This is a genomic window from Kitasatospora sp. NPDC054939 (assembly GCF_053610105.1).
In genome coordinates, this window is the sequence record NZ_JBSGXP010000025.1 from 1 (window position 1) to 26,484 (window position 26,484).

Here is a 26,484-nt window from a genome sequence, read left to right on the forward strand (position 1 = left end):
CACTGCTCGTGCGACCGTCCCGGATCGCCACCGTCCGCCGCACCTCCCCCGCCACCAGCGGATCGTGCGTCACGATCACCACCGTCGCCCCCAACTCCCGGTTCACCGTCCGAAACGCCTCGAAGATCCCCGCACCCGTCTCCGAGTCCAGCTCACCCGTCGGCTCGTCCGCCAACAACACCGGCGGATCGTTCGCCATCGCCACCGCGATCGCCACCCGCTGCTGCTGCCCCCCCGACAACTCCCCCGGCCGCCGGTGCGCCAACTCCCCGATCCCCAAAGCCTCCAGCAGCTCCGCGACGCGCGCCGCCCGCCGCGCCCCACCGCCCCGACCCGCACGCCCCCGCAACTGCATCGGCAGCGCCACGTTCTCCGCCGCCGTCAGGAACGGCAGCAGATTGCGCGCCGTCTGCTGCCAGATGAACCCCACCACCTCACGCCGGTACCGCAACCGCTCCTTCGCCGACATCTCCAGCAGATCGCACCCCGCCACTGACGCCGCCCCCGCCGTCGGCACGTCCAACCCCGCCAGGATCGTCAACAGCGTCGACTTCCCGCTGCCCGACGCCCCCACCAGCGCCACCAGATCCCCCTGCGCGATCGTCAGCTCCAGACCCTGCAGGGCCTGCACCTCCACCCCCTCCGCGCTGAAGATCCGCACCAACCGGTCGCACACGATCGCCGCACCCGCACCGAACGCCACCGGCGACGCCGCCGCCAACGCCCGCTGCTGCAGCTCCTCCAACGACGCCACCGCACTCCCCTTCGCCGAACCGGCCCCGACACTCACCGCTGATCCCCCACCCGCAACTCGGTACTGATCTGACGACGGCCCGACAGTGCGGCCTCGCCCAGCACGCCCGCCGTGACCAGGGCCGCGAGGCCGGCGGTCTGCAGGAGCACCGGCAGGAGGGCCGGGGACAGGCCGGTCGGGACCTCGGCGCCGACCAGGGTCGAGAGGTCGACGGCCGGGCCGAGCAGGGCGACCGCGGCCAGAGCCGCCAGGCCGCCGCCGACGGCGGCCACCAGGGTCTGCGGCAGCGCCTCGGCGAGGATCAGCGCCAGGCCCTGCCGGGGCCGCAGCCCCATCGTCCGCAACCGCGCCAGCAGCGCGACCCGCTCCGGCGCCGCCCGCAACAGCGTCAACAGCACCGCCAGCAGCGCGAACCCGCCCGCCCCCAGCACCGACGCCCAGAACAGCCGCCCGGCCGACCGCTGCAGCGGATCCCCGGCGAGCTCGGCCACCACGGCGGCGCTGGTCCGGACGAGGTGGCCGCCCGGCCCTGCGGTGGCGGCCGTGGGTGCCGGGGCCGGGGCCGCGCCGCCGGTGCCGCCGGGCCCCGCGGTGGCCGTCTCCCGGACCAGCTGCTCCAGCCGGGTCTGCTCGACGGGGCCGGTGGCGAGCCAGACGTTGGGGCTGCCGAGTTCGGGCAGCCGCGCCTCGACGGGCCCCTTCGGCAGGACCACGACGGCGCGGTCGGTGCCCTGGAGGAGGGGGGTGCCGGCGGTGCGGGCGGCGGGCGCGGTCTCCAGTTCGGCGCCGTTGGCCAGGCGCAGCCGGAAGGTGCCGGCGCCGCCGGCCTTGGCCGCGAGGTCGGTGCTGAACAGGGCGGGGATCACGCCGTCGGCGCCCGCCCCCTTGAGGGCGGCCGGGTCGAACTCGCCGCGCCCGACGGTGCGGGCGATCTCCGCGTACGGCTCGGGGTCGGCGACGACGACGGTGACCCGGGTGGAGCCGGTCGAGGTGCCGAGCAGGAACGCCTCGCTGTCGGTCCAGACCGGGGCGGCGGCGCGGACTCCGGGCAGTGCGGCGGCGGCCGTGGTGAACGCGGACGGGAGGGGTGCGCCGAGTGCGGAGTGGACGGCCGCGTCGGCGCCGACGGTGAGGCGGGCGGCGTGCAGGCGGGCGGATTCCACGGCGTCCAGCACGGTGGCGCCGAAGCCGGCGGTGGTGACGGCCAGCATCAGGGCGACCATCGGCAGCACGGAGGGCCGGGTGCGGGTGCCGCTGCCACGGGCGGCGCGGGCCAGTCCGAGGAAGCCGACCGCGCCGCGGCGGCGTCCCGCGGCCCGGGCGAGCACCCCGACCAGCAGCGGCTGGACGCGGGCCAGCAGCAGTGCGCCGCTCAGGGCGAGCAGCAGCGGGGCGGTGACGAGCAGCAGGTCCACACCCTCGCCCGCCGGGTTGACGCCGCGGCGGCGGACCGTGAGCGCGGCGGCGGCGGTGACCGCCAGGACGGCCAGTTCGGCGACCAGCCGGCGCCGGGGGGTGGCGGGCCTGGGGCCTGCCCACAGCACGGCCGCGCGGGCCGGGAAGGCCAGCAGGGCGAGCAGCGTGGTGGCAAGCGCGGCCGACACGGCGGCGGTCCAGCGCGGAGTCGGCAGCAGCCACAGGGCGAGCGCGGTGGCCAGGGCGGCGGCGGGCAGCACGGTGACGGCGCCCTCGCCGAGCAGCCGGGCGAGCACGCCGCGGCGCGATCCGCCGCGGGCCTGGAGCAGCCGCAGCTCGGCGGTCCGCCGGTCGGCGCCGAGGGCGGCGGCGAGGCAGAGCACGACGGCGGCGACCCCGGCGACGCCGGCCGGGCCGACCGCGGCGAGCGGTGCGGCGGCGGCCTGGCGGACCCTGGCCTGGTCGAGGAACTCGGGCAGCCGGGAGATGATCCGCAGGTCGGGACGGTTGGTGGCGGCCGAGAGTTCGACGGCGACGCGGCCGGTGAGGAGGGCGGCGAGGCCCGCGCTCTTCTCGGTCAGCTGGTCGGCGCGCAGGTCGCCGGTGTCGACGGGGATCCGCCAGAAGGTCTCCATGCCGCCGCCCCATTCGGCGAGCCGCGGCATGGCGTCGGCGCCGACGACGGCGGTGGTGGCCCAGAAGTTGGCGGGCAGCTTGCCGGTGGTGCGGAACAGGCAGGCCCGGGTGGAGCAGGACAGGTCGGTCCAGTACGGCTCGTCCGGGTCGTCGGCGGTGTAGAGGCCGACGACGACGGCGCTCGCGGGCTGGACGCCGAGCGAGGTCTGCAGGACGTCGCCGAGCTTGATCCGGATGGTGTCGGCGGCGTCCTTGGCGAGCGCGACCGGGATCGGGACGGGGCCGTCGGCGTTCGGCGTGCCGGCGGCGCCCGGGTTGCCGGGGATCGCGGGCGGGGCGGTCGGGTCGGCGCCCGGCCACCGGCCCTCGACGATCCTGGCGTGCCGGTCGACGCCCTGGAGGTGGATCAGGCGCAGCTCGGGCGGGACTTCGTCGGGGCTGGCGAGGCCGGGGTTGATGAGCGGGCGGGGCCGCATGGCCCGGGCGCCGTGGACGGGGCTGCCGTCGACACGGAAGGTCTCGCCGACCCGGGCGCTGAGCTCGCGGGCGGTGCGGTCGAGGCCGGCCGGGTCCAGGTCGCCGAGGCTGCGCGGGGTGGCGGTGGCCAGCAGCCCGGTGGCGGAGGCGCCCCGGTCGTGCAGGAACTCGCGCAGCGCCGCGTCGGCGCCGCGGTCGAGGGCGCGCGGGAGGGCGGTGGCCAGGAAGACGGTGCCGAAGGCGAGCGCCGCGGCGAGCAGCGCGGCCAGCGGCGCGGAGCGCAGCCGGGTGCGGACCCAGGGGGCGGGCCGGTGGCGCCGCTCGGGTCGGCGGACGGGCTCCGGGGGAGGGGCCGGGGTGGTCACATCTCCTCCAGGTACCGCAGCCGGTCGGCCACGTCTCGGCGGCGGCGTCCGGTGAGGAAGGCCGACAGCAGGGGGACGGCCGCGATGGCCGCCGCGAGCAGCAGGGCCCCGCCGACCGGCAGCTCGACCAGCACCTCGGGTACGGGTCGGCGCGCGCTCGGGGTGAGCACGACGAGCGGCACGATCAAGTGGACCATCAGGGCGCCGAGGCCGAGGCCGACGGCGGTGCCGAGGGCGACCAGCACGCCCTGTTCGGCGGTGGCGGTGCGGCGCAGTCGGCGGCGCGGGGTGCCGAGGGCGATCAGGACGGCGGACTCGCGGGCGCGTTCTCCGGCCGCGGCGGCGGAGGCGGCGGCGAAGCCGATCGCGGCGAGGACGGCGGTGACGACGGCGATGGCGGCCAGGGCGCTCTGCGGGGCGCCGCTGAGCGGGTCGTCGAGCAGATCGGCGGCGACCTCCTCGCGCAGGCTCAGGGCGGGGGCGCCGGGGGCGGCGCGCAGGGCGGCGGCGGCCTCGGCGGGGGCGCGGTCGTCCGGTCCGGCGGCGGGCAGCCACCATTCGCCGGTCGGCGGGAGCTCCTGGCCGTCGGCGGCGAGGAGCCGGGCGGCGGTGTCGAGGTCGACGGCGAGCGCCGTCGCGCCGGCGACGGGCAGGGCTTCGACGGCCCCGGTGATCCGGACGGGCACGGTGGCGGCGCCGAAGCCGGCGCGGACCACGTCGCCGACGCGGGCGCCGACGGCGTCCAGGTAGCCGCGGGTGGCGACGCCGGGGACGTCCCGGGGGACGGGCGCGGCGCCGGCGGGCGTGACGACGGTGCGCAGGGCGCGGGGAGCCCCGTCGGCGGGCAGGTGGCGGAGCTTCACCAGGGCGGGCGTGCCGTCGGCGGCCGGGTCGGTGAGGATCCGGGCCTCGGGGGCGCTGCCCTGCTGGAGCACGGGTGCGGCGGCCTGCCAGCCGAGGCCGGCGGGCACCGGGACGGTGGTGGCGGGCCCGGTGGCACTGTCGGCGGTGGCGAGCCGGTGGACGGTCAACTCGCCGCCGGTGCTGCCGAAGTCGGCCGAGCCGTACGCGACGACCATGCCGGTCACGGTGAGCGGGGTGGCGGCGCTGCCGAGCGGGGCGTCGGTGAGGGCGGCCAGGTCGACGGAGACCTTGGCGTCGCCGTTCACGGGGAGGCCCGGCAGCGGCACCCGGTAGGTGTGGGCGAAGCGGTCGCGCAGGATCAGCCAGAGGTCCGGGCGGAGGGCGGCGTCGGGGGTGTCGCCCCAGGGCGAGAGGGTGTGCTCGATCAGCCGCACGGTCACGTCGGCCTCGATCCGCCGGGGATTGCCGGGCAGCGGGATGCCGGCCTGCGGGCCGGTGGGTCCGGGCCGGCCGAGCGGGGTGAACAGGGCGTGCCGGTCCTGGCCGTCCAGCAGGTCGGGGCGGACCGGCACCCGGTCGGCGAACGCGGCGGCGTCGAGGGCCAGCAGCTGCGCGGTGGTGCCGTTCGGGAGGGTCTGCTCCTTGCGGACGACGGGGACCATCCGGTCGCCGCCGGGCAGCGCGCCGTAGCGTCCGCCCTGGCCCATCGGCGCGCTCTGGGTGCCGTGGATCCGCAGGCCGCCGGCGGTGGCGTAGTCGGCCTGGTCGTGCTGGGAGGTGGACCAGGCGTGCTGCTGGCCGAGTGCCAGGACGCCGGTGGAGACGGCGAGGACGAGCAGCAGGACGGGCCCGCTGGCGCGGCCCGGGCGGCGGGCGAGCTGCCAGCCGACCAGGGCGGGGCCGAGGCCGCGGCCCCGGGCGGCGAGGCGTCCGCCGAGCCCGGCGGCGAGCGGCAGCAGCCGCAGGACGAGCAGGGTGCCCGCGCACAGGGCGAGGGTGGGGGTGGCGATCAGGATGGGGTCGAGGCCGAGTTCGCCGTCGGCGCCGGTGGACAGCCCGCCGTCGTACCGGGCGAGTTGCTGGTAGGCGAGCACGGCGAGGGCCAGCACGGCCACGTCGACCCCGGAGCGGACGGCGTTGCCGGCGAGGGCCTGGCGCCGGCCGGCCCGGCGCAGGACGGCGGCCCCGGCGCTGCGCAGGAAGGCCGGCAGGGTGGTCAGCGCGACGCAGGCGAGGGCGCAGAGGGCGGCGGTGAGCCAGAGGTCCGGGGAGAGTCCGGTGTCCAGCGCAGTACCGGCGAGCGGGCCGAAGGAGCCGAGCGCGGTGAGCAGCGGCGGGGTGAGCAGCGGTGCCAGCAGGGCGGCGGGCAGGGTCAGGAGGGCGGCCTCGGTCGCGGTGAACCCGCCGAGCCGCAGCCGGGAGGCGCCGCGGGCGGTGAGCAGCGCGTTCTCGTCCTCCTGCCGGGCGGCCATCAGGTGGACCACGAGCAGCAGGGCGGCGGAGGCCAGGACGGCCAGTTGCAGGGCGCCGATCAGCAGGGTGGAGCGGGACACCAGGGCGCCGGAGCGCAGTTCGGCCAGCAGGGCGGGCAGTTCGGTCCTGGGGTGGAGGCCGGCGGTGGCGGGCAGTTGGGCGAGGAGGGCGGGGGTGCGCCGGCGCAGGTCGTCGGCGCCGGCGGTGCCGGTGCCGGTGAGGTCGGCGTCGAGCAGCCAGCTGCGCCCGTTCTGCGGGAGTCCGGCGGCGAAGGCGCCGTCGTCGATGAGCAGCGGGCCGTAGGTGGTGAAGTCTGAGACCTTGATCTCGCGCCCGCCCGCCGGGTCGAGGGTCCAGTACAGGTCGGCGGGGTCGTTCGCCCGGTACACGCCCGTGATGCGGACGGTCAGCGGGGCGCCGCCGTAGCGGTCGTCGAGGCGGACCTCGGCGGGCAGCGCCTCGGGGGTGAGGCCGAGGCGGGCGAGGGTGCTCTGCGGGACGGCGGTCTGCAGTGCGGCGAGGGCGGCGCTTCCAGCGGTGGGCGCTGCGGCCGGGGCGGCGGCGGGCCAGTCGCCGGCGAGCAGGCGGACCCGGTTGCGGTCCAGCGAGGCGAGGACGGTGAGGTCGGCGTCCTTGCGCAGGCCGGGGGCCTGGCCGGTGCCCGCGGAGGCAGGGGCGGTTGCCTGGGCGGCGGCCGGCGGGAGGCCGTAGGAACGGCTGCGGGCGAGGCTCTCGGTCCGTACGGGCGAGCCGTCGAAGAGCCGCGCGGCGAACTCGCGCACCGCCCGGTCGTCCTTGTCCCGCGCGTCGAAGCCGTGCTCGCCGTTGACCACCACCGTGGTCCGGGCGTGGCCGCCGCCCTGCAGGGCCTGGCGCAGACCGGCCTCGCCGACGGTCCGGTTGAAGGCCACCAGCGCGGTGAGGACCGCGGTGGTGATCAGCACCGTGAGCACGACGGCAGTGGCCAACGGCAGTCGCCCGCGCAGTCGGCGCACGACAAAGCCGAGCATCCGTTCCTCCCCCGGTCCTGTTCTGTCCCCGTCGGATCCCGTCCGCCCCGCGTCCGCCGGTCGACCGGCCGGCAGCGGCGGTGGACGGGTGGTGGCCGGCGATTCCGGCCGGGGGCGGCGATCACTGATGTGATGATCACCGGATAGCGGACGATGCTGTCAGATCCGGTCCCGCAAAGGAAGGGACTTGCGCGAATCATGTGTGCGATGAACAAATTCTCCGCATCGGCAGGACCGGCGCTTCCGGGACGGTCCCGCCCGATCGCACCCGACGGCCACCCAGGGGGAAGCCCGATGACTCAGCAACCGGCCGGCACCACCACCGCGGCCACCGACGCCACCGCCACCGCCACCGCCACCGCGCCCATGCTCGCCGTCCAGGACCTGCGCCGCAGCTTCGGCACCGGCGAACGGGCCGTACACGCCCTGCGCGGCGTCACCTTCACCGTCCCCCGCGGCCAACTCACCGCCCTCAAAGGCCGCTCCGGCTCCGGCAAGACCACCCTGCTCAACCTCGTCGGCGGCCTCGACACCCCCACCTCCGGCACCGTCCGCCTCGACGGCACCGACCTCGGCGCCCTCGACGAGAACGCCCGCCTCACCCTGCGCCGCGACCGCCTCGGCTTCGTCTTCCAGTCCTTCGGCCTCATCCCCGTCCTCACCGCCGCCGAGAACGTCGGCATCCCCATGCGTCTGCGCAAAGCCCCCGCCCACCAACGCGAAGAGCGCGCCCGTACCCTCCTCGCCCTCGTCGGCCTCGCCGACCACGCCGGCCAGCGCCCCGGCGAACTCTCCGGCGGCCAACAGCAACGCGTCGCCATCGCCCGCGCCCTCGCCAACGAACCCGACCTGATCATCGCCGACGAACCCACCGGCCAACTCGACTCCGAAACCGGCCGCGCCGTCATGGAACTCCTCCAAGCCGTCGTCCGCAGCCAGGGCGTCACCGTCCTCGTCGCCACCCACGACCCCACCCTCATGGAACTCGCCGACCGCACCATCGAACTCCGCGACGGCCACCTCCACCACGACGACCCCGACCACCCGGCCGAGGCGTAACGGGCCGGTGCGCGGCGGGCCGCCGCGCACCGGGGGTCGGGCACGGCGGGGGTTCGGGCACGGCGGGGGTTCGGGCACGGCGGGGGTTCGGGCACGGCGGGGGTTCGGGCGGCGGGGCTCAGACGGACCTGAGGACGGCCTCGCACTCGCGGCAGCGACGGGTCCGCTGCGAGGGCGGGTACCAGGGCTGGCCGGGCGCCGTCGGCCGGTAGGGCTCGCGCTCCAGATCGGCGGTGTCCAGCCCGCAGAGGGTGCGCGGGCCCGGGTCCTCGGGGGCGTCCGGATCCCCCGGCGCAGCGTGGACCCAGCGCACCCGGGCACCGACGTCGACCTCCCCGGCATCGAGGACCTCCGTCGACGGTTCCAGCTCCACCAGCACGATGACACCGCTCATACCTCGACCCTGCGCCCCCGGGCTGCGCCGCGCATCCCGGGCCGGAACCGCCCACCCCGCCCGCCCGTCATCCCCACGGGGACCACCACGGGCCCCGGCACCCCGTTCGCCCCTCACCCCCGAGCTCCGAGGAGATCCATGGTCGACACCGTCAACTCACTGGCCACCCGGGTGCACGAACTCCTGGTGGCGCTCCTGACCAACGGCCCCGCCGCGACGGTGCCCGGGCAGGACGCCTCCTCGCTCATGGGCGTGTTCCTCGGCGCCCCGCGGCGCGTCGACGCCGTCGCGGGCCTCCACGACGTCACCACCCGCGCCGAGGCGCTCGGCCCCGAGGGCAGGTGGATCGCCGCCGCGGGCCACTCGACCCTCTTCGGCCTGGCCGTCGCCCACGGACAGGGCGAGCAGGCGATCCACCACTTCGGCGCCGCGGTCGAGGCCGGCTTCAACGACTGCGTCTCGCTGCACATCGCCCCCGTACGTCCGCTGTACCACGACCCCCGCTTCCGGGCCCTGTACGAGCGCATGCGTATCACCGGGGCCGACCTCGACGAGTTCTTCTGGCTGCACCAGGAGATGCAGCTCATGTCGCGGGACGCCCAGGACGCGGCCGTCGACAACATCGGCCGCCTCGACACCGGGGTGTCGCTGCTCCCGCAGGCCCCCATGCCCACCCGCGAACCGCACACCCCCGGCGTCCTGGCCACCCGCATCGAACTCGCCGCGACCCAGACCGCACTCCAACAGGCCGCCGTGCGGGCGGAGTTCCAGCGCAGCTCCGGCAACACCAGCCTCAGCCTCATCGACGACACGTGGGACCACCCCCGCGCCAGGCGCGACGCCCGGTACGCCGACGACCTGGACACCCGCCGCCAACAGGCCGCCGCCGCCCGGGCCTTCGTCGAACGCCCCGGCGCCGGGACCATGCTCCTCCCCTGCCCGCCCCTGGGCTCGATCACCTACCCGGCCTGAGCCGGACGGGCGGACCTCTCTGCCCGATCGGGCAGTCCTGCACTGGCCCCGTCCCGCCGAACACGCAGCAGAATTCGGGTCGGCTCCGACCGGGTACGGTGCACGCGCCGCTACGCTCCTGGAGACCGGCTTCGGGGGGGTGGCATGGCTGTGGGCCGTAGGCGTCGCGGACTGCTGGGGGTGCTGGCCGCGGTCGTAGTCCTGGACGGGTCGCTGCTGGCGCTGGCTGTCAACGCGGCGACGGAGGACAAGCGGTGGCCGGGCGTCCTGGACGCGCTGCGCACGCACGCCTGGTGGTCGGTCGCGGCGCTCACCCTGCTCGGGGTCGTGGTCGGGCTGCTCGTGCGGCGCCTGGAGCGGCCCACGGCGGTGGACGGCGATCCGCCGCCCCCACCGGCGCCGGCCGTGGATCCGTGGCTGGTGCCGCGCGCCGAACTCCGCGCGACCGTCGGCGCCGTCCTCGCACGCGGCAGCAGGACGGTCGGCCTGACGACCTCCCTCCAGGGCGCCGGCGGCTTCGGCAAGACGAGGCTGGCCCGGATGGTCTGCGCGGACCGCCGGGTCCGCCGGCACTTCCGCGGCCGGGTCTACCTCGTGGCGATCGGCCGCGACGTACGCAGTGCGGCCGATGTCGCGGCGAAGGTCGGCGAGGTCACCCGTCTGATCACCGGGGACGACCAGACCTTCACCGACCCGGACATGGCGGGTGCGCATCTGGGTCGGCTCCTGGAACAACGTCCGCGCACGTTGCTGGTGCTGGACGACGTGTGGGAGGAGGGACAGTTGGCTCCGTTCCTGCTGGGGGCGCCGCAGTGCGTGCGGTTGGTGACCACGCGGCGGGCGCGACTGGTAGGGAGCGCAAGTGCCCGGTCGATTCGGGTCGACCGGATGACGGAGGAGGAGTCGCGCCGCGTCCTGCTCCAGGATCTTCGAGATCTCTCCGCCGAGGCGGTGGAGGAGCTGCTGACGGAGACGGGGCGCTGGCCGCTGCTGCTGCGGCTGGTCAACCGGCTGATCGCCGCACAGGTCGCCACCGGGCTGCCGGTCGAGCAGTCGGCCCGGGCGGCGGCGCGGCGGCTGCGCGAGCAAGGGCCGGCGGCAGCCGACGAGGCGGGAATGGACTCCGCGCTGTCCGTCCAACGCGAGCGGGCGGTGGAGGCCACCATCGAGGCGGCCGTCGACCTGCTGCCCGCCGGAGGACGCGACCGCTACCGGGAACTCGGGATCTTCGCTGAGGACGAGACCGTCCCCGTCGACCTCGTGTGCCTGCTCTGGGAGGCCGGCTCAGGCCTGGCCGCGGACCAGGGGCGCGCCCTGGTCGGAGCCCTGGCAGACCTGTCGCTGATCACCCTCGATCCGGCGCACGGTGGCCGGATCGGCCTCCACGACGTCCACCGCGACTACCTGCGCAGCACTCTCGGCGCCGACGGGCTGACCGCCGCGAACGGCCACCTCGTCGACGCGGTCACCGCTCGACTGCCGCCCGCAGCCCCACTGGCGCCGGGCACCCCGGACCCCCGGCACGCGTGGTGGGAGACCGTGCACGGCTACCTCCTGGACCACGCCGTCCACCACCTCCTCGCCGCCGGTCGCACGGCGACGGCCGAGGACCTGGCCTCGGACCTGCGCTGGATCGAGCGGCGCCTGCTCCGACGAGGCGCCAACGCCCCCATCGCCGATCTGCTCCAGGTCCCCACCCCCGATGCTGCCGCCCGGGCCCGCGATCTGACCCAGGCAGCCCACCTCCTCCAGCGGACCACCCCCGAGCACGCCCTCTCCAGCGTCCTCCACAGCCGCCTGAACGACCTGCCCCACTGGCAGGACCAAACCGCCGCCCGCATCGGACAGCACACCCACCCCGGCCTCAGCAACGCCTGGCCCCTGCCCGACCTCCCCCACCCCGCCCTCCGACTCGCCCTTCCCACCGCCGGTCGAGCCTCGGCGGTGGTGATCTCCCCCGACGGCACCTGGTTCGCCACCGCCTCGGACGGAGTGCAGCTGTGGGACCGTGCCACCGGGGCCCGGACCGCCGAACTCATCGACCACACCGAGCAGGTCAACGCCGTGGCGATCTCCCCCGACGGCACCTGGCTCGCCACCGCTTGCGCCGACGGTACCGTCCGGCTCTGGGAGTATGCCACCGGCACGCAGACCGCCGAACTCACCGGCCACACCGACCGGGCCATGGCGGTCGCGATCTCCCCCGACGGCACCTGGCTCGCCACCGGCGACTACGACGGCCCGGTCCGACTCTGGGACCGCGCCACCGGCACGCAGACCGCCCAACTCACCGGCCACACCGACAGGGTCACCTCCGTGGCGATCTCACCCGACGCCACCTGGCTCGCCAGCGGCAGCTACGACGGCACGATCCGGCTGTGGGACCCCGCCACAGGGGCACAGACCGCCGAACTCACCGGCCACACCGAGCAGGTCAACGCCGTGGCGATCTCCCCCGACGGCACCTGGCTCGCCACCGGCGACTACGACGGCCCGGTCCGACTCTGGGACCGCGCCACCGGCACGCAGACCACCCAACTCACCGGCCACACGAACTCGGTCATGGGAGTGGCGATCTCCTCGGACGGCACCTGGCTCGCCACCGCCTCCGCCGACGGCACCGTCCGGCTGTGGGACCGTGCCACCGGCACCCAGACTGCCCGGCTCACCAGCCACACCGGGTGGGTCAGGTCCGTGGTGATCTCCCCCGACGGCACCTGGCTGGCCTCCGCCGGCGTCGACCGGACCGTACGACTCTGGGACCGCACCGCCGGCAACCGGGCCGCCGAGGACACCGCCCAGGTCCTGTCGGTCGCATTCGCTCCCGACGGCACCTGGCTCGCCACCGGCTCCGACGACGGCACGGTCCTGCTGCGGGACTCCGCCACTGGTACCCGGACAACCCGACTCACCGGCCACATCGACTGGGTCAGGTCCGTGGTGATCTCCCCCGACGGCACCTGGCTGGCCTCCGCCGGCGACGACCGAACCGTACGACTCTGGGACCGCGCCACCGGCACCCAGACCGCCGAACTCACCGGCCACACCGACCGGGCCATGGCGGTGGCGATCTCCCCCGACGGCACCTGGCTCGCCACCACCTCCAGCGACCGGACCGTACGACTCTGGGACCGCGCCACCGGCACCCAGACCGCCGAACTCACCGGCCACACCAGTGCAGTGCTCGCAGTGGCGATCTCACCCGACGGTGCCCGGCTCGCCACCGGCTGCTTCGACGGAACGGTGCGGGTCTGGCAGATCCCCTCCGGCGAGGCCGCCGCCGTGATGCACGTGGACGGCAGCATCACCTGCTGCGCATGGTCGCCGGACGGCTCCACCATCGCCGCCGGCGGCCAGGCAGGGCTGTACCTCTTCCGCTTCGACCCCGGAACGGCGTGACAACTCACGGCAGGGTCTGCGGGTCTCCGGCCAGGTACAGCGGATCGCGCACGCAGCACCGCAGGGCGTCCAGGCCGGCGATGGTAGGGGAAACCCGACCACAGGTCTCGACCTGGCTGTCATGACCTGAGGGGGTCGCGCCGCTGGAATGAAGGGGTGCTGATTCACCGAGGTCGTCGCGACCGCCACCCGAAGGCCGAGAGGCCGCCTTCCCTTCAAGCTGCGGGCGGGAGTCGCTGGTTCGACCGCCGGGTGTCGTGGTGTGCCGGCTGGCTGTTCGCGGCCGGGTGCGCGGCCTCGTTCCCCGTGCTCTCCGGGCTGGGGCCGCACCGCAGTTGGGGCGGGATGGCCACAGCAGGCTATCTGGTGGCGGCTGTTGTGGCAGCGGCGCTGCCGTGGCGGTGGGCGCGGGGCTGGTCGGTGGCGGTGGCGCTCGTCGGGGCCGTCGTGGTGCCGCTGGGCCGGCTGGTGGTGGCCGGGCAGGGGCAGAGCGAGGTCGGCGTGATCGAGCGGTCCGGCGAGCTGCTGCTCCGGCACGGCACGCCGTACCTGGCGGAGCCGCGTACCGTGCTCGAATTCACCCCGTACCTGCCGGGGACGGCGCTGCTCGGACTGCCGCGCGCCGTGCTGGGGGCCGGGGACTGGCCGGCCCGGCTGCTCGGTGACGCCAGGCTCTGGTGCGCGGCCGTCTTCCTGGGCTGCGTGCTCGCCACCGGTCGCCGCTACCGTCGCTGGATCGCGGTCCTCACCGCCTCGCCGCTGGTCGCGCTGCCGCTCTGTGTGAGCGGGGTCGACCTGCCGATGACCGGTCTCTGCTGCCTGGCGCTCGCCCTGGCCGGCCGTGCCCGTCCGGTCGGTGCCGGGTGGGCGCTGGCCGTGGCGTGTTCGCTCAAGTGGACGGCCTGGCCGGCGGTCGCGGTGGTCGCGGCGCTGCTGGCCGCCACGGTGGGCCGGCGGGCGGCGCTGCGCGCGACGGCGGTGGCGGTGGCGGGCGCGACCGTGCTCGTCCTGCCGGGGGTGCTGCGCTCCCCCGGGCCGATGGTCCATCAGGTGTTCGCGTTCCCCACCGGGCGCGGCACGTTACCCACTCCTGCGGCCAGCCCGCTGCCCGGCCGCCTGCTCGCGGACCTCGGCCCGGCCGGCTGGTACGCCGCGGTCGGCCTGGTGCTGCTCGGGGGGCTGGCGGTCGCCGTCTCGCTGGTGCTGCACCCGCCCCGGGACGCGGCCGGCGCCGCCCACCGGCTCGCTCTCGGGCTCTGCCTGGCCTTCCTGCTCGCGCCCGCCGGACGGTTCGGCTACCTGGCGCTGCCGCTCGTCCTCACCGTCTGGGCCCGGCTGCACCGCAGCCCCGCCCGGGCCGTCGTCCCACTGACCGACCACCCCTCCCGTCCACGAACCGAGGTTGCACCCATCCCATGGCCGGCACACTCATCATCACCAACGACTTCCCGCCCCGGCAGGGCGGCATCGAAACCTTCGTCCACGCCATGGCCACCCGCCTCCCGCCCGGCGAGGTCGTCGTCCTCACCTCGGACGAGCCCGGCGCGGCGGTTCACGACGCCGCCCTCCCCTTCCCGGTGATCCGCGACCGGGCCCGGATGCTGCTGCCCACCGGCCGGGTCACCCGGCTGGCCGCCGAGATCGCCCGCGCCCACGGCTGCGACCGGGTCTGGTTCGGCGCGGCGGCCCCGCTCGCCGCGATGGCGGCCGGGCTGCGGCGGCAGGCCCCTGGGATCGCCCGGACGGTCGCGACCACGCACGGCCACGAGATCTGGTGGGCCCGCACCCCGGGGGCGCGCCGACTCCTCCGCCGGATCGGCGACACCGTCGACGTGGTCACCTACCTCGGCGAGTACACCCGGACCCGGATCGCGCCGGCCCTCGGGCCCCGGGCCCGGCTCGAACGGCTGGTACCGGGCGTGGACACGGACCAGTTCCGCCCGGCCCCGAACGGCGCCGGCCGGGCGGCCGAACCGGTCGTCCTCTGTGTGGCCCGCCTGGTGCCCCGCAAGGGGCAGGACGTCCTGATCCGGGCCCTCCCGATGATCCGGCGGGCCGCGCCCGGGGCGGTCCTGGTCCTGGTCGGCGACGGCCCGGACGAGCGGCGGCTGCGCGCTCTGGCCCGGCGTCACACCGAACCCGGCTCGGTGGTCTTCGCCGGCGGCCGGGAGCACGCCGCGACCGCCGGCTACTACGCGGCGGCGGACGTCTTCGCGATGCCGTGCCGCACCCGGCGGGCCGGTCTGGAGGCGGAGGGGCTGGGCATCGTCTTCCTGGAGGCCGCGGCCGCCGGACTGCCGGTGGTCGCGGGCCGCTCCGGCGGTGCGCCCGACGCCGTCCTCGACGGGGTCACCGGGGCGGTGGTCGACGGCCGTGACCCCACCGCCGTGGCGGCGGCAGTCGGGCGGATACTCGCGGCCACTCCCGCCGATCGCGCCCGGACGGGTACGGCGGGACGGCGCTGGGTCCGGGAGGAGTGGTCCTGGGAGGCCTCCGCCCGCCGGCTGGCGGAGCTGCTCGACCCGGAGACCGCGACCCAGGACTTGGCGGCCTACTCCCCGCGCAGGTGAGCCAGCACCGCGAGCACCCGGCGATTGCCCTCGACCGGGTCGAGGTCCAGCTTGGTGAAGATGTTCCCGCTGTGCTTCACCACCGAGGCCTCGGTGATGCTCAGCCGTCCGGCGACGGTCTGGTTGTTGAGGCCCTCCGCCATCAGTGCCAGCACCTCCCGCTCGCGCGGGGTGAGCCGGGCCAGCGGCCGGTCCGCCGCCTGCTGCCGGAGCAGCACCCGCACGACCTCCGGGTCGATCACGGTCTGACCGGCCGCCACCCGGCGCAGCGCGTCCAGGAAGTCGGCGACCTCGCCGACCCGGTCCTTCAACAGGTAGCCGAGGCCGGCCGGTTGGGCCCCCGCCGCGCCGAGCAGCCGGGTGGCGTACGGGGTGGCCACGTACTGGGAGAGCACCAGGACCGGCAGCCCGGGGTGGCGCTCGCGGAGTTCCAGGGCGGCGCGCAGGCCCTCGTCGTGGAAGTCCGGTGGCATCCGGACGTCCGTGACCACGATGTCGGGCCGGTCCGCGTCCACGGCGGCGGCCAGGGCGGCCGCGTCGCCGACGGCGCCGACGACCCGGTGGCCGCCCCGGGTGAGCAGTTCGACCAGCCCGGCCCGCAGCAGCACGGAGTCCTCGGCGAGCACTACCCGGAGCACGGCACCTCCAGCCGGAGTCGGGTCGGGCCGCCGGGCGGACTGGTCACCATCAGTCGTCCTCTCAGGATCGCGACCCGGTCCGCGAGCCCCTGCAGTCCGGCCCCGGCGGTCGGGTCGGCCCCGCCGCAGCCGTCGTCCGTCACCTGGAGCACCAGGCGCCCGTCCTCGACCCGTCCGAGGACGGAGACCGCGGTGGCGCCGCTGTGCTTGGCCGCGTTGGCGAGCGCCTCGGTGACGGTGAAGTACCCGGTGGTCTCGACCGGGCCGGGCAGCCGGTCCGGCAGGTCGATGTCGACCGCGACCGGGATCGGGTGGCGGAGCGCCACCTCGGCCACGGCGGCGGCCAGTCCGTGGTCGGTGAGCACCTGCGGGTGGATGCCCCGGACGAGGTCCCGCAGCTGTTCGAGCGCCTGCCGGGCCTCGCCGCGCGCCCGGTCGACCAGGGCGGCGGCCGGGTCGTCGGCGTCCCGCTCGCGCAGCTCGTACGCGGCCAGTCCGAGGGTCATGGTGAGTGCGACGAGCTGTTGTTGGGCGCCGTCGTGCAGATCGCGTTCGATCCGGCGCCGCTCGGCCTCGAAGGCGTCGGCCAGGCGGGCCCGGGAGCGGGTGAGTTCGAGGACCTGACGGCCGAGGCCCTCGGCCCGCGGTCCGAGCAGCAGGCGGACGAGCCGGACCCGGGCGATGGTCAGCAGCGCACCCAGGTACGCGCAGAGCACCAGGCCGGCCAGGCCGACGGCGGTCGCGGGGAGCGCCTCGACGGGGCCGGGGACGGCCTGGCCCGGGATCAGCATCACGGGCTCGGGGGCCAGCGCCCACACCACCACCGGGCTGGCGATCAGCACCCCGCAGAACGCCAGCAGGCCGGTGAAGGCGAGATCGACGGCGGCCAGCACCACCGCGAACAGGCCGGTGTAGCCGAGCGCGCGCCAGGTCGCCCGCTCCCGCAGGCGCCTGCGCAGCCGGACCCGGCGGCCGACGCCCGGCAGTCGGCGGTGCGGGTCGGGGACGGCCGTCGGCTCGACCAGCCGGATGCGGCGGCGCTCCAGAGCGCCGACCGGGACGCCGGCGAGGGCCACGCCCAGCAGCACCAGCAGGCCGATCCCGACGACGGACAGACCGAGGCCGACCAGGAGGAGGCAGGCGAGCAGAGCCAGCAGGAGCACCCCGAGGACGGCGCCGCCGACCAGATGGCCCCAGCAGCGCCACGGGTTCGCGGTGAACGGGAACCGCAACGGGTGGGCACACAGAGCACCCCACATCGCGACGGGCTGCCGCCCCTCGTCCGCCCCCTGGTTCCCACCCATCCGTCCACCCTAACCGCCACCACGGCCGCCGCCTCACCGCGACCGGCTCGGTCCGGCGGGGCGGGTGCGCCGACGGTAGGGCCGCGCGGGTGCGCACGGTGGTGGAAGCGGGTGGTGGAAGCGGGTGGTGGAAACGGGTGGTGGAAACCCGACCACCCCGCTCGATCGGCGACATGGCACGACCACGCGCCGAACGAGCGGGGCGTGCGGCCCTCCCCAGGCAACCGCTAGGGCTTCAGGGTGTCCTTCATCTTCTGTCCGGCCTGGGCAGCGTTCCCCTTGACCTGCTCGGCCTTGCCCTTCACAACAAGGGACTCGTTGCCAACGGCCTTTCCCGTGGCCTCCTTGACCTTGCCCTTGGCGGTCTCCGCGGTGTGCTTGACCTTCTTGCCCGCGCTCATCCTGTCCTCGTTCCTCCAGGAGTCAATGGCTAGCTTCACTTTTGCCCTATTTGCCGTTATTCACACCTCGCCGTGGCGGGCATGTCGCGGCGGCATGTCGCCAGCCGGAGGGACCGAAGGCGCCGGGCGGGGAGCGCACCGACTCGGAGTCACGGCGCCCTCACTCCTCGTCCTCCTCCTCGTAGCCCGCTTCGTCGTCCTCGTCGTCGTAGCGCGCTTCGTCGTCCTCGTCGTCGGCGCCGCCCCGGTCGCCGTCCTCCCCCTCCTCGGTATCCACCTCGTCCTCGTCCTCGTCCTCCTCGTCCTCGTCCTCCCCGTCCTCGTCCTCCCCGTCCTCGTACTCGTATTCGTCCTCGGCCCCCTCGTCGTCCTCCCCGTCCTCGGGTTCCTCTTCGTCGTACTGCTCCTCGGGTTCGCCCTCGTCCTCGTACTCCTCCGATTCCTGGTCGTTCTCGGCGGCTTCCTCCTCCATGGCCTCCTCGTGGGTGCGCACGACCTCGCCGTCGCGAATCTCGCCACGCCACCCCTCGGCCTCATCGTTGGTGAGGGAGACGTGCCGCTGGAAGTTCTTGAAGTCCAGACGCAGACGGCGGCCTTGGGCGCGCCAGATGTTCCCGGTCTTCTCGAAGAACCCCGCAGGGTAGTACTCGACCACCAGCACGATGCGCGTCAGGTTCGGAGTGATCTCGTGGAAACTGACGGCCCCGCGGGTACTGCCCTTGGCGCCCTGTGAGGCCCACACGATGCGCTCGTCGGGGATCTGCTCCTGGACGGTCGCCTTGAAGCTGCGCTTCGAGGGGCCGACCTTGACCTTCCAATCGGTGGTCACCTCGTCGCCCTGTGAGACGTCCTGCACCCCCTTGGCGAAGCCGGCGAAATCCTCGTACTTGGTCCAGTGGTCGTAGGCGGTGCGCACGGGCACGCCGACGTCGAGTGTCTCGACGATGTTCATGACCTTCTTGCCGGCCTTCCGGCCGGCCTTGCCGCCGCCGAAGGCTCCCTTGACCTTCTCGACGACGTTGTCCTTCATGCTCTTCGCCTTCTCGGCGAGGAACGCCTTCACCGGTGACTCGCCCTGCAGGACGCGCGCGCCCGTTTTGGGCAGGACGCCGCCGTTCTGGGCCACTTCCCCCAGCTGACCCGTCACATCGGCGACCTTGTCGCCGGCCTTTCCGACCAGGTTCTCCAGCTGGGCGCCGAGGTAGTGGACGACTTCCTCCTTCAGCCGGTCGACGCCCGATGTCCCAGGGGCTTCCTGTTCCGTCTTGGCCATGACCTACCTCCGCCGGGTGGACCGCGCGGATGTCGTGGCTGCGGTCTTCTTCGCTGCGGTCTTCTTCGCGGGCGCGGCCGTCTTCTTGCCCGTGGACTTGGCGGCGGCCGACTTGGACGGAGTCGAGCGGGTCGACGAGCGCTTGGCCGGCGGAGCCGACTTGGCAGGTGCCTTCTTCGCCGCTGGGGCCTTCTTCGCCGCTGGGGCCTTCTTCTTCGCCGGGGCGGCGGCCTTCTTGGCAGGCTTGCGCGCGGACGCGGACTTCGACGCCGGTTCGGGGGTTGTCCGCGAAGAGCGGGACCGCGACGCGCGCTCGCGGCGGGGCCGCGGCTTCTCGGCTGCGGGCTCCTCCTCCGGCTCTTCCTCCGGCTCTTCCTCCGGCTCTTCCTCGGGCTCCTCCTCGGGCTCCTCCTCGGGCTCCTCCGGTTCCTCGTCTTCCGGCTCCTCGTCTTCGGGTTCCTGCTCCTCCTCCGGCTCCTCCTGCTCCTCCTGCTCGTCGTACGGCTCCTCCTCCGGCTCCTCCTCGTCGTACGGCTCTTCCTCCGGCTCCTCCTCCGGCTCCTCCTCCTTCGGCTTGCCCACGTTCAGGGTGCGCTCCCGCAGGGAGTCCGCGAGATCCCCGAGGCGACGGTTGGCCGCGGCTGCCACCGCGTGCTTGCCGGCGTCGAGCAGTTCTCCCCGGACCTGCTCGTTCAGCTCCGCGACCTGCGGCACCTCGCCGAGCCGCCGCAGCCCCTCAGTGGCGAGCCGACGCGGATCGAGCCCGAACCGCCTGCCCGCGAGGTACGTCGCGGCGGCGAATGCGAGCCGCCCCTTCTTCGCGCGGCCGAGCACGTACCCGCCCGCGACCGCCGCCGCGAGAGCGACTTTGGTGGTGTCCTTCATGGGGTCGTCCTTTCCGGCACTCGCTCGCTCCGTGGACCGGTGCGACGCGAGCGGCCTGCGCCATGCCCCTGGCCTGCCCGGGGTGCTGGGAGGCCCTGCATCGGCGGGACCGGGCGTACGGGCGGGGCGGCCGATGCCGGCGGCACGCATGGCACCCGCCCGGGTCGTGCAGCACCAAGCGGCCGAGAACGCGGCCCTCTGACCGTGCCAGCACTCCGTACTTCCAGTCTGGCCAGAGCGGCAGGCATGCGCCACGTGGGCAGCGACCGTTTCCGTCAGGGTCACCGGCCGGCGTCAGCCGACCGGGCCGTCGCGGTCCTCTCTCTCAACGGACGTACGGGCCGGGGCCCCGCACCGCGGCCGCCGCAGGCAGGACGAGAACGGCTGTCACCGGAATCCGGGAGGAATGCCGTCTATCATGGAATGGCTGTCGGCGGACGCACACCGGTATCCCGCAGCGCGTCGCCTCCGATCCCGGAGAAGAACATGGCCCCAGACAAGAGGGCGGACGGCGTCAGGCCCAGACGGCCTGCCCGTACGGATCCGACCTCTGCCCGCCCCAGCGGTACCAGGACACGGCGGGCGGCGAGCGACGATCAGGACGCGGGACGCCCCCCTCGGCGCCGGGTCTCCGCGGCTCAGGCGATGCGCGCCGCCGCCGAACAACTCGCGGAACTCCTGGGGCGTGTACCCGAGTCCGTGTCGGCGCTCAAGCCCTCCGAGGACGGGTGGCGGGCCGACGTGGAGGTGGTGGAACTGGAACGCATCCCCGAGACGACCAGCGTGATGGCCAGCTACCGGGTGTCGCTCGACGAGGAGGGCGAACTGCTGGCGTACGAGCGGATCCGCCGCTACACCCGCGGACAGATCGACCGCCGTACCTGAGAGCCCGCCACCCGCGACGGAGCGGAACCATCCGCCCCCACCGCGACGGCGGGCCGGCGAAGGGAGGCACCTGTGACTGTGGTGCCGCAAAGCTCAGCCGGTGTTTCCCGCAGCGGGAGCACCGGGAACCTCTACGACATTCTCGAACTGATCCTCGACCGCGGGCTGGTCATCGACGTCTTCGTCCGGGTCTCCCTGGTCGGCATCGAGATCCTCAAGATCGATATCCGGATCGTCGTCGCCAGCGTGGACACCTACCTCCGGTTCGCCGAGGCGTGCAACCGCCTTGACCTGGAATCCGGGCGCAAGGCACCGGCACAGCTCACCGACATCGTCGGGAAGGTGACCGAGGGCGGAGCACACGGCAAGAGCAAGGGGGCGATCGGCGGCGCCGTCGAAGCCGTCACCGACTCCCTCCACCTGGGGCGCGACAAGGACGAGGAGGAAGAGGAAGCCGAACCGAAGCGCGCGAGGCCCACCCGCCGGCCCACCAGGCGACGGGAGGAATGACGTGACCCTCTACGTCTACTCCATCACCGCCGCCACCCACCCCCGCAACCTCGACGGCCTGGCGGGGGTCGGCGAAACCCCGACCGAACTACGGACCGTGTGCGTGGACGCACTCTGCGCCGTCGTGAGCGAAGCCCCCGAGGGCCTGCGGCCCAAGCGACGCGACCTGATGGCACACCAGGCCGTCCAGGAGCGCCTGATGACCACCGGCACCGTCCTGCCCCTGCGTTTCGGCTTCACCGCCCCCGACGACGACGCCGTGCGCCGCGTCCTCCAGGAGCGCCGGGAGGAGTACACCCAGCGCCTGGCGGCGTTGGAAGGCTGCGCCGAGTACCACCTGAAAGCGGCCATCGAGGAGGACGTGCTGCTGCGTCAGATCCTCCAGGAGTCACCCGAGGCCACGCGTCTCAACGACGACATCAAGGCCGGCGGGGGCCCGGACCTCTCGTTGGCGCTCGGCGAACTCGTCGCCCAGGAAGTCCTCGCCCGGCACCAGGCGCTTGCCTCCGGAATCATCGAGGCGCTGCGCCCCCACACCCGCCAGGAGAGGATCTCCGAGCCCACCGGGGACGACTTCCTCAACATCTCCTTCCTGGTGGACGAGGAACACCAGGAGCTGTTCCTCGCCGCGGAGAAGGGGCTCACCCACGAGCTGGGCCAGGACTTCGACTTCCGCCTGTACGGCCCGCTGCCCGCCTACAGTTTCGTCTAGCGGAGGCACCCCGTGGGCCTGTTCACCCAGATCCTGACACTCCCGCTCGCACCGGTGCGCGGCACCGTGTGGGTGCTGGAACGCGTCGTCGAGGCCGCGGAGGACGAGTACTACGACCCTGCGCCCGTCGAACGGGAACTCGCCGCACTGGAGAAGGCTCTCCTGGCGGGAGACATCGACGAGGAGGCCTTCGACCGCCGCGAGGACGAACTCCTCGACCGCCTGGACGAGATCAGGGCTCGCAGACAGCCCGAGGACGACGCGTGAACCCGCCCGCACGCACCCGGCAGCGAATCGAGGTCGAGCCGTGACAGACCCCATTGCCAACCGCCTCGGCTCTCTCCCCTCCAGATCCGCGCCGCCCTACGGCCAGTCCTCCGCCAGCCTCGCCGACATCCTGGAACGCGTCCTCGACAAGGGCATCGTCATCGCGGGCGACATCCAGATCAACCTCCTCGACATCGAACTGCTCACCATCAAGTTGCGCCTGCTGATCGCCTCGGTGGACAAGGCCAAGGAGATGGGCATCGACTGGTGGGAGCACGACCCCTCGCTGTCCTCCGGGGCGGACAGCGGCCCCTCGCTGGAAGAGGAGAACCGGCTCCTGCGCGAGCAGATCGAGGAGAACCGGCGTCTGCGCGAGCAGATCAACGCCCTGCGCGCCGACCCGGACGCCCTGCCACCCGCCGACGAACGGGCCGAGAGCCACGACCGAAGCCGCCCCGCCGCCCGCCCGAAGCGGGCCGCGCCCAGGACCCCCAGCACCACCCGGGGTGAGCCGTGACCCCCGAGCGGCTCGCCTACGCCTACGCCGTCGTACGGCCCGCCGCCGGCCTGCAGCGGACCGTGGAAGGCCTGGCCGGCGTCGTGGGCGCTCCGGTCCACCTGGTGTCCGACACGCGTGGCGGGGACGTCGTGGCAGCCGTGAGCACCGTGCCCGGTGAAGACTTCGACGAGGCCGCCCTGCCCCGTCACCTGGAGGACCTGGCATGGCTGGACGCGCTTGCCCGCTCCCACCACGGCGTCGTCGAGGCGATCTCGGCGTGCACCACTGTCCTTCCACTACGCCTGGCGACGGTGTACCTCGACGACGACCGGGTGCGGACCATGCTCGACGACGGGCTGGAGGTCTTCGTGGACCGGTTGTCCCGCCTGACCGGGTACGTGGAATGGGGTGTGAAGCTGTACATCGACGCCCCACCCACCCCACCGCCGGCACCGCCGCCCGGGCCCGATCTCGGCCCCGGACGTGCCTACCTGCGCCGGCGCAGGGCCGACCGGGACGCACAGCAGGACGTCCTCCGGGTGGCCGAGCGCGGGGCCGAGCTGATCGAGGCAGCAGCCCTGGCCCACGCCGTGGACCGTGTCCGGCACCGGCCGCAGGAGGGCGAGCTGGCCATCGAACCAGGCGTCAACGTCCTCAACGACGCCTACCTCGTACCGCTGGACCACGGCGAGGCGTTCCGCGACGACGTGCTGCGCTCGGCCGCCGCCCTGCCCGGGGTCCGCGTCGTCGTCACCGGGCCGTGGGCGCCCTACTCCTTCGCCGCCCCCGGCCTCCCGGAAGAGGCCACGCCATGAACGACCCCGATGGCGCGGCCCCCGGACCGCGGCCGTCGGCCGTGCCGCAGCGCCAGACAGCCCTGATCGACCTGCTGGACCGGCTGCTCAGCGGAGGCGTGGTCCTCACCGGCGATGTCATCCTGTCGATCGCGGACGTCGACCTCGTCCGGATCTCCCTGCGGGCGCTCATCCTGTCCGTCAGCGAACAGAACCCAGCTCCCCGCATGATCGGCCGCCCCCGCGCAGGGAACAGCCATGACCGGTGACGCGCCCCGGCCTCGCGGCCGGTTCGACGAGGTGGCCGAAGCGGCCGCCCGCGCCCTCCGCCTCCTGCCCGCGACATCCCACGACAGACCGCCGCCGGCCCACGGCACACCGGGGCGGCCACTCAGGATCTCCACCGACCCGGAAGGGGTCGAACGGGACCTGATGAAACTCGTCCTCACCATCGTCGAACTCCTGCGCCAGCTCATGGAGCGTCAGGCCATCCACCGCGTCGAGACCGGCGACCTCAGCGAGGAACAGGAGGAGGCACTCGGAGCGACCCTGATGGCCCTCCACGACCGCATGAGCGAGCTCTGCGCCCGGTACGGCCTGACCATGGACGACCTCAACCTGGACCTCGGCCCGCTGGGGACGCTGCTGCCGCCCTCCGACCACGGCGGGTCCGACAACTGATCGTCTTGCGGGTTCGCACACGCGGGTAGGACATCGGCCCCGGATGAATGGCCGGCGGCGTTGCGGACAGACACGCGCGCCGTATGGCATCCCTGTTCAATCAATCGAACCGGGGCGACGGGGGGCGGTGTGTGGCTGCCTCGGTCTGCCCGCGGTCAGCGGAAGATCGCGTCGGCGGCCTTCTTGAGTGCGCCCGGCTGCTCAGGTCGGCGGGGCGCTGTGGCGCGGGCCTCCAGCATGCGGGCCCCGATCTCCTGGAGCTCTGTGCGGCCCAGGGCGTCGCGAACCTTCGGGAACCAGTCGCTCTCCTCCTCCTGGATGTGGTGGCCGACGGCCTCGATGAGCACGGTCGTCTTCGCGTCGAAGCGCTCGTCGTCGGGGCCCATCACGTCGAGTTCGGCGCACAACAGGTCGGCGACGTGGTGCTCCTCGTAGGACTCCAGGATGTCCCGCTCAAGGGCGGGGACGAGTTCGCGGACCGCGGGGTACATGACCTCGTTCTCGATGAAGGTGTGGACCGTCAGCGCCTCCACGATCCTACTCACGAGGTCGGCCTTGACCTCCGTGGCACCCTCGTCCGCGCCTTCGAACGCCCGGAAAAGGCGGCGCACCTCCTTGTGGTCCTCCTTCAGCAGAACAATGGCATCGGTAGACATGAGTTCCTCCGTTGCGCTAGGCACACCTCTGCGCCTTCCCGGCAAGCTCGGACGCACACGTACGGCGCCGTGGCGGCGCAGGCGCCCGCCGGTACGAGCGCCGAAGGACCGTCCCGCTCCACCATCAGTCCTCACTCACCGGATCGGTTGGCATGTCGCTGCCTGCACGGTCAGGACGGCAGGGTGACCAACTGGGCGTGGTGGAAGCGTCCCAGATCCGCTTGGTGCGCTGCAGGCGGGCCCAGTTCTCCTTGTTATCACGGGGTCGACGCTTCTTCCCAGCTCAGGGGCATGATCAACCATTCGGGGTCAGCAAAAGGTCAGCAAGACTCCGGAGGTCGGCCATCATGGCAACCACAGGTCTCATCCGCGGCATGGGCAGCTTCTTCAAAGAATGCGAGCACCCGGAGCCCCGCTGGAGCAGGTGTTCGCACGACTACAAGATCAGGTATCGCAACGCGTCGGGGCAGCAGACCGAAGAGTCGGGTTTCGCCAACCAGGATCTGGCGAAGGCCAGGCTCGCCGAGGTCTATCACGCCCGCAAGAACTCCCCGATGAGCCTGCACAAGGCCGAGCGCATCAGGAAGTACGGGAGCATGCAGTTCTCGGCCTACGCCGCCGAGTGGCTGAGGGGCCGGCGCCACCAGAGCCCGACCTCGCTGCGGAACACCGACTCCATCCTCAGGAACCACCTCCTGCCGGCCTTGGGCAGCCGCCGCATGACCACCTTCGACCACAAGGTCGTGGAAGCCGTCATCACGGATATGGAGCGGAACGGCACCGGTCTGGCCGCTCAGAAGAACGCTTTGTCCGACTGAAGACGATCCTGTTGGACGCACACCGACTCGGCCTCTATGCGGACAGCCCGCTGGAGGGAGTACAGCCCCCTCAGTACGCTGCGGAGCGAGCGGTGATCCCCACCCTCGCCCAGTTGAACGGGATCCGGACCGCCGGCGACGACACCTTCCGCCCGGTCGCGGAACTCATGAGCGGTTGCGGTCTGCGGAACGGCGAGGCCTACGCCGTCAACGTCAACAACATCGTCGCGGACGACGTCTACCGCGTCGGCGAGCAGGTCAACCAGGCCACCAAGAGCTACGCGCGCCTGAAGCACCGCAAGGCCGGTGAGTACCGCGACGTGCCGCTACCGGCGCGCACCAAACACGCGATCCAGTCGTACGCAAACACCTACGGGACCATGGACGGCTATCTGCTTCGCAATCCCAAGGACATCACGCTGGCCATGCCGCACCACATCATCAACGGGCAGTGGCAGAGGCTCAAGAACTCCGGGCAGGTCGACATCCCCGATGGCATGGTCCTCTACGGCCTACGCCACTTCTTCGCGTCGAACTGCCTGAGCAACGGCATACCGATCACCGATGTCGCGGAGTGGATGGGCCATCGCGACGTCAAGATCACGTTCAAGCACTACCGCCACCTCATGCCCGGCTCGATCAGCCGCGCCGCGGAGGTCCTCGACCTCGGTCTGACTTCCTGAAGGTGTGGGGGGGGGGGCCCCAGTGGGGGGGCCCCCCCCCCACCACCTTTTTTTTTTAGGGCCCCCCCCAAATGATGGTTTACCCACGC

General features: G+C 73.7%; 25 protein-coding genes. 15 read left to right on the forward strand and 10 right to left on the reverse strand.

The window, feature by feature from the left end; translation table 11 throughout:
• The 3 genes from ACWGB8_RS10100 to ACWGB8_RS10110 form a co-directional block, all read right to left on the reverse strand.
• The coding region (locus ACWGB8_RS10100) for an ABC transporter ATP-binding protein (RefSeq protein ID WP_452212084.1) at window positions 1-754 on the reverse strand (754 nt) is incomplete at its 3' end.
• Window positions 755-786: 32 nt separating this feature from the next.
• Entirely contained in the window at window positions 787-3,648 is a 2,862-nt protein-coding gene (locus ACWGB8_RS10105) for a hypothetical protein (RefSeq protein WP_452212085.1), read from the reverse strand.
• Window positions 3,645-6,995, reverse strand: coding sequence for an FtsX-like permease family protein (locus ACWGB8_RS10110; RefSeq protein ID WP_452212087.1), 3,351 nt, complete (start codon window positions 6,993-6,995; stop codon window positions 3,645-3,647). The genes ACWGB8_RS10105 and ACWGB8_RS10110 overlap by 4 nt, the downstream gene beginning before the upstream one ends.
• A gap of 294 nt (window positions 6,996-7,289) precedes the next feature.
• On the opposite strand from ACWGB8_RS10110, the gene ACWGB8_RS10115 reads away from it, so the two are divergent.
• Window positions 7,290-8,054, forward strand: a complete 765-nt coding sequence (locus ACWGB8_RS10115; RefSeq protein WP_452212089.1) for an ABC transporter ATP-binding protein — start codon at window positions 7,290-7,292, stop codon at window positions 8,052-8,054.
• A gap of 118 nt (window positions 8,055-8,172) precedes the next feature.
• Here ACWGB8_RS10115 and ACWGB8_RS10120 read toward each other — a convergent pair whose 3' ends face one another.
• The gene (locus ACWGB8_RS10120) at window positions 8,173-8,448 is read right to left on the reverse strand and encodes a hypothetical protein (protein ID WP_452212091.1); all 276 of its coding nucleotides are present in this window, start codon (window positions 8,446-8,448) and stop codon (window positions 8,173-8,175) included.
• Between the two features lie 138 nt (window positions 8,449-8,586).
• Here ACWGB8_RS10120 and ACWGB8_RS10125 point away from each other — a divergent pair, with 138 nt between their 5' ends.
• From ACWGB8_RS10125 to ACWGB8_RS10140, 4 genes are all read left to right on the forward strand, one after another.
• Complete coding sequence (locus ACWGB8_RS10125) at window positions 8,587-9,420, forward strand: hypothetical protein (protein ID WP_452212093.1); 834 nt, start codon at window positions 8,587-8,589, stop codon at window positions 9,418-9,420.
• A gap of 150 nt (window positions 9,421-9,570) precedes the next feature.
• The gene (locus tag ACWGB8_RS10130) at window positions 9,571-12,819 is read left to right on the forward strand and encodes an NB-ARC domain-containing protein (RefSeq protein WP_452212094.1); all 3,249 of its coding nucleotides are present in this window, start codon (window positions 9,571-9,573) and stop codon (window positions 12,817-12,819) included.
• 345 nt (window positions 12,820-13,164) lie between these two features.
• The gene (locus tag ACWGB8_RS10135) at window positions 13,165-14,400 is read left to right on the forward strand and encodes a hypothetical protein (RefSeq protein WP_452212096.1); all 1,236 of its coding nucleotides are present in this window, start codon (window positions 13,165-13,167) and stop codon (window positions 14,398-14,400) included.
• Window positions 14,307-15,389, forward strand: a complete 1,083-nt coding sequence (locus ACWGB8_RS10140) for a glycosyltransferase family 4 protein (RefSeq protein WP_452212097.1) — start codon at window positions 14,307-14,309, stop codon at window positions 15,387-15,389. The genes ACWGB8_RS10135 and ACWGB8_RS10140 overlap by 94 nt, the downstream gene beginning before the upstream one ends.
• On the opposite strand, the gene ACWGB8_RS10145 is transcribed toward ACWGB8_RS10140, so the two are convergent.
• The 5 genes from ACWGB8_RS10145 to ACWGB8_RS10165 all read right to left on the reverse strand — a co-directional run bounded on the left by ACWGB8_RS10145 (window position 15,371) and on the right by ACWGB8_RS10165 (window position 19,890).
• Entirely contained in the window at window positions 15,371-16,027 is a 657-nt protein-coding gene (locus ACWGB8_RS10145; RefSeq protein ID WP_452212099.1) for a response regulator, read from the reverse strand. The genes ACWGB8_RS10140 and ACWGB8_RS10145 overlap by 19 nt on opposite strands.
• Complete coding sequence (locus ACWGB8_RS10150) at window positions 16,015-17,331, reverse strand: sensor histidine kinase (RefSeq protein WP_452212101.1); 1,317 nt, start codon at window positions 17,329-17,331, stop codon at window positions 16,015-16,017. The genes ACWGB8_RS10145 and ACWGB8_RS10150 overlap by 13 nt, the downstream gene beginning before the upstream one ends.
• Window positions 17,332-17,558: 227 nt before the next feature.
• Window positions 17,559-17,732 (reverse strand): CsbD family protein, encoded by a 174-nt coding sequence (locus tag ACWGB8_RS10155; RefSeq protein ID WP_452212180.1) that lies wholly within the window; start codon window positions 17,730-17,732, stop codon window positions 17,559-17,561.
• Window positions 17,733-17,892: 160 nt separating this feature from the next.
• Window positions 17,893-19,005, reverse strand: coding sequence for an SRPBCC family protein (locus ACWGB8_RS10160; protein WP_452212103.1), 1,113 nt, complete (start codon window positions 19,003-19,005; stop codon window positions 17,893-17,895).
• A gap of 3 nt (window positions 19,006-19,008) precedes the next feature.
• The gene (locus ACWGB8_RS10165) at window positions 19,009-19,890 is read right to left on the reverse strand and encodes a histone protein (protein WP_452212105.1); all 882 of its coding nucleotides are present in this window, start codon (window positions 19,888-19,890) and stop codon (window positions 19,009-19,011) included.
• A gap of 486 nt (window positions 19,891-20,376) precedes the next feature.
• On the opposite strand from ACWGB8_RS10165, the gene ACWGB8_RS10170 reads away from it, so the two are divergent.
• From ACWGB8_RS10170 to ACWGB8_RS10205, 8 genes are all read left to right on the forward strand, one after another.
• Complete coding sequence (locus ACWGB8_RS10170; RefSeq protein ID WP_452212107.1) at window positions 20,377-20,775, forward strand: gas vesicle protein GvpO; 399 nt, start codon at window positions 20,377-20,379, stop codon at window positions 20,773-20,775.
• A 72-nt stretch (window positions 20,776-20,847) separates the two neighbouring features.
• On the forward strand, window positions 20,848-21,285 hold the full coding sequence (locus ACWGB8_RS10175) for a gas vesicle structural protein GvpA (protein ID WP_452212109.1): 438 nt from the start codon (window positions 20,848-20,850) through the stop codon (window positions 21,283-21,285).
• 1 nt (window position 21,286) lies between these two features.
• Window positions 21,287-21,997, forward strand: a complete 711-nt coding sequence (locus ACWGB8_RS10180; RefSeq protein ID WP_452212111.1) for a GvpL/GvpF family gas vesicle protein — start codon at window positions 21,287-21,289, stop codon at window positions 21,995-21,997.
• Between the two features lie 12 nt (window positions 21,998-22,009).
• Window positions 22,010-22,264, forward strand: a complete 255-nt coding sequence (locus tag ACWGB8_RS10185) for a gas vesicle protein GvpG (RefSeq protein ID WP_452212113.1) — start codon at window positions 22,010-22,012, stop codon at window positions 22,262-22,264.
• 40 nt (window positions 22,265-22,304) lie between these two features.
• On the forward strand, window positions 22,305-22,781 hold the full coding sequence (locus tag ACWGB8_RS10190) for a gas vesicle protein (protein WP_452212115.1): 477 nt from the start codon (window positions 22,305-22,307) through the stop codon (window positions 22,779-22,781).
• Window positions 22,778-23,578, forward strand: a complete 801-nt coding sequence (locus ACWGB8_RS10195) for a GvpL/GvpF family gas vesicle protein (RefSeq protein WP_452212117.1) — start codon at window positions 22,778-22,780, stop codon at window positions 23,576-23,578. Before ACWGB8_RS10190 ends, ACWGB8_RS10195 begins: the two co-directional genes overlap by 4 nt.
• Complete coding sequence (locus ACWGB8_RS10200; RefSeq protein ID WP_452212119.1) at window positions 23,575-23,826, forward strand: gas vesicle protein; 252 nt, start codon at window positions 23,575-23,577, stop codon at window positions 23,824-23,826. Before ACWGB8_RS10195 ends, ACWGB8_RS10200 begins: the two co-directional genes overlap by 4 nt.
• Window positions 23,816-24,238, forward strand: coding sequence for a gas vesicle protein K (locus tag ACWGB8_RS10205; protein ID WP_452212121.1), 423 nt, complete (start codon window positions 23,816-23,818; stop codon window positions 24,236-24,238). The genes ACWGB8_RS10200 and ACWGB8_RS10205 overlap by 11 nt, the downstream gene beginning before the upstream one ends.
• A gap of 155 nt (window positions 24,239-24,393) precedes the next feature.
• Here the strand turns inward: ACWGB8_RS10205 and ACWGB8_RS10210 are convergent, their stop codons facing one another.
• A complete protein-coding gene (locus ACWGB8_RS10210; protein ID WP_452212122.1) occupies window positions 24,394-24,894 on the reverse strand; it encodes a hemerythrin domain-containing protein in 501 nt (166 codons plus the stop codon).
• A gap of 374 nt (window positions 24,895-25,268) precedes the next feature.
• Between ACWGB8_RS10210 and ACWGB8_RS10215 the strand changes: the two genes are divergently transcribed.
• Window positions 25,269-25,712, forward strand: a complete 444-nt coding sequence (locus tag ACWGB8_RS10215) for a tyrosine-type recombinase/integrase (RefSeq protein WP_452212124.1) — start codon at window positions 25,269-25,271, stop codon at window positions 25,710-25,712.
• A 92-nt stretch (window positions 25,713-25,804) separates the two neighbouring features.
• A complete protein-coding gene (locus ACWGB8_RS10220) occupies window positions 25,805-26,395 on the forward strand; it encodes a tyrosine-type recombinase/integrase (RefSeq protein WP_452212126.1) in 591 nt (196 codons plus the stop codon).
• Window positions 26,396-26,484 lie beyond the last annotated feature (89 nt).

Bases quoted from the DNA above. Each gene is read 5' to 3' on its own strand.
- ACWGB8_RS10110 (WP_452212087.1), bottom strand. From the start codon at position 6,995: ATGCTCGGCTTTGTCGTGCGCCGACTGCGCGGGCGACTGCCGTTGGCC.
- ACWGB8_RS10115 (WP_452212089.1), top strand. From the start codon at position 7,290: ATGACTCAGCAACCGGCCGGCACCACCACCGCGGCCACCGACGCCACC.
- ACWGB8_RS10120 (WP_452212091.1), bottom strand. From the start codon at position 8,448: ATGAGCGGTGTCATCGTGCTGGTGGAGCTGGAACCGTCGACGGAGGTC.
- ACWGB8_RS10125 (WP_452212093.1), top strand. From the start codon at position 8,587: ATGGTCGACACCGTCAACTCACTGGCCACCCGGGTGCACGAACTCCTG.
- ACWGB8_RS10135 (WP_452212096.1), top strand. From the start codon at position 13,165: ATGGCCACAGCAGGCTATCTGGTGGCGGCTGTTGTGGCAGCGGCGCTG.
- ACWGB8_RS10140 (WP_452212097.1), top strand. From the start codon at position 14,307: ATGGCCACCCGCCTCCCGCCCGGCGAGGTCGTCGTCCTCACCTCGGAC.
- ACWGB8_RS10150 (WP_452212101.1), bottom strand. From the start codon at position 17,331: ATGGGTGGGAACCAGGGGGCGGACGAGGGGCGGCAGCCCGTCGCGATG.
- ACWGB8_RS10155 (WP_452212180.1), bottom strand. From the start codon at position 17,732: ATGAGCGCGGGCAAGAAGGTCAAGCACACCGCGGAGACCGCCAAGGGC.
- ACWGB8_RS10160 (WP_452212103.1), bottom strand. From the start codon at position 19,005: ATGGCCAAGACGGAACAGGAAGCCCCTGGGACATCGGGCGTCGACCGG.
- ACWGB8_RS10165 (WP_452212105.1), bottom strand. From the start codon at position 19,890: ATGAAGGACACCACCAAAGTCGCTCTCGCGGCGGCGGTCGCGGGCGGG.
- ACWGB8_RS10170 (WP_452212107.1), top strand. From the start codon at position 20,377: ATGGCCCCAGACAAGAGGGCGGACGGCGTCAGGCCCAGACGGCCTGCC.
- ACWGB8_RS10200 (WP_452212119.1), top strand. From the start codon at position 23,575: ATGAACGACCCCGATGGCGCGGCCCCCGGACCGCGGCCGTCGGCCGTG.
- ACWGB8_RS10205 (WP_452212121.1), top strand. From the start codon at position 23,816: ATGACCGGTGACGCGCCCCGGCCTCGCGGCCGGTTCGACGAGGTGGCC.
- ACWGB8_RS10210 (WP_452212122.1), bottom strand. From the start codon at position 24,894: ATGTCTACCGATGCCATTGTTCTGCTGAAGGAGGACCACAAGGAGGTG.
- ACWGB8_RS10215 (WP_452212124.1), top strand. From the start codon at position 25,269: ATGGGCAGCTTCTTCAAAGAATGCGAGCACCCGGAGCCCCGCTGGAGC.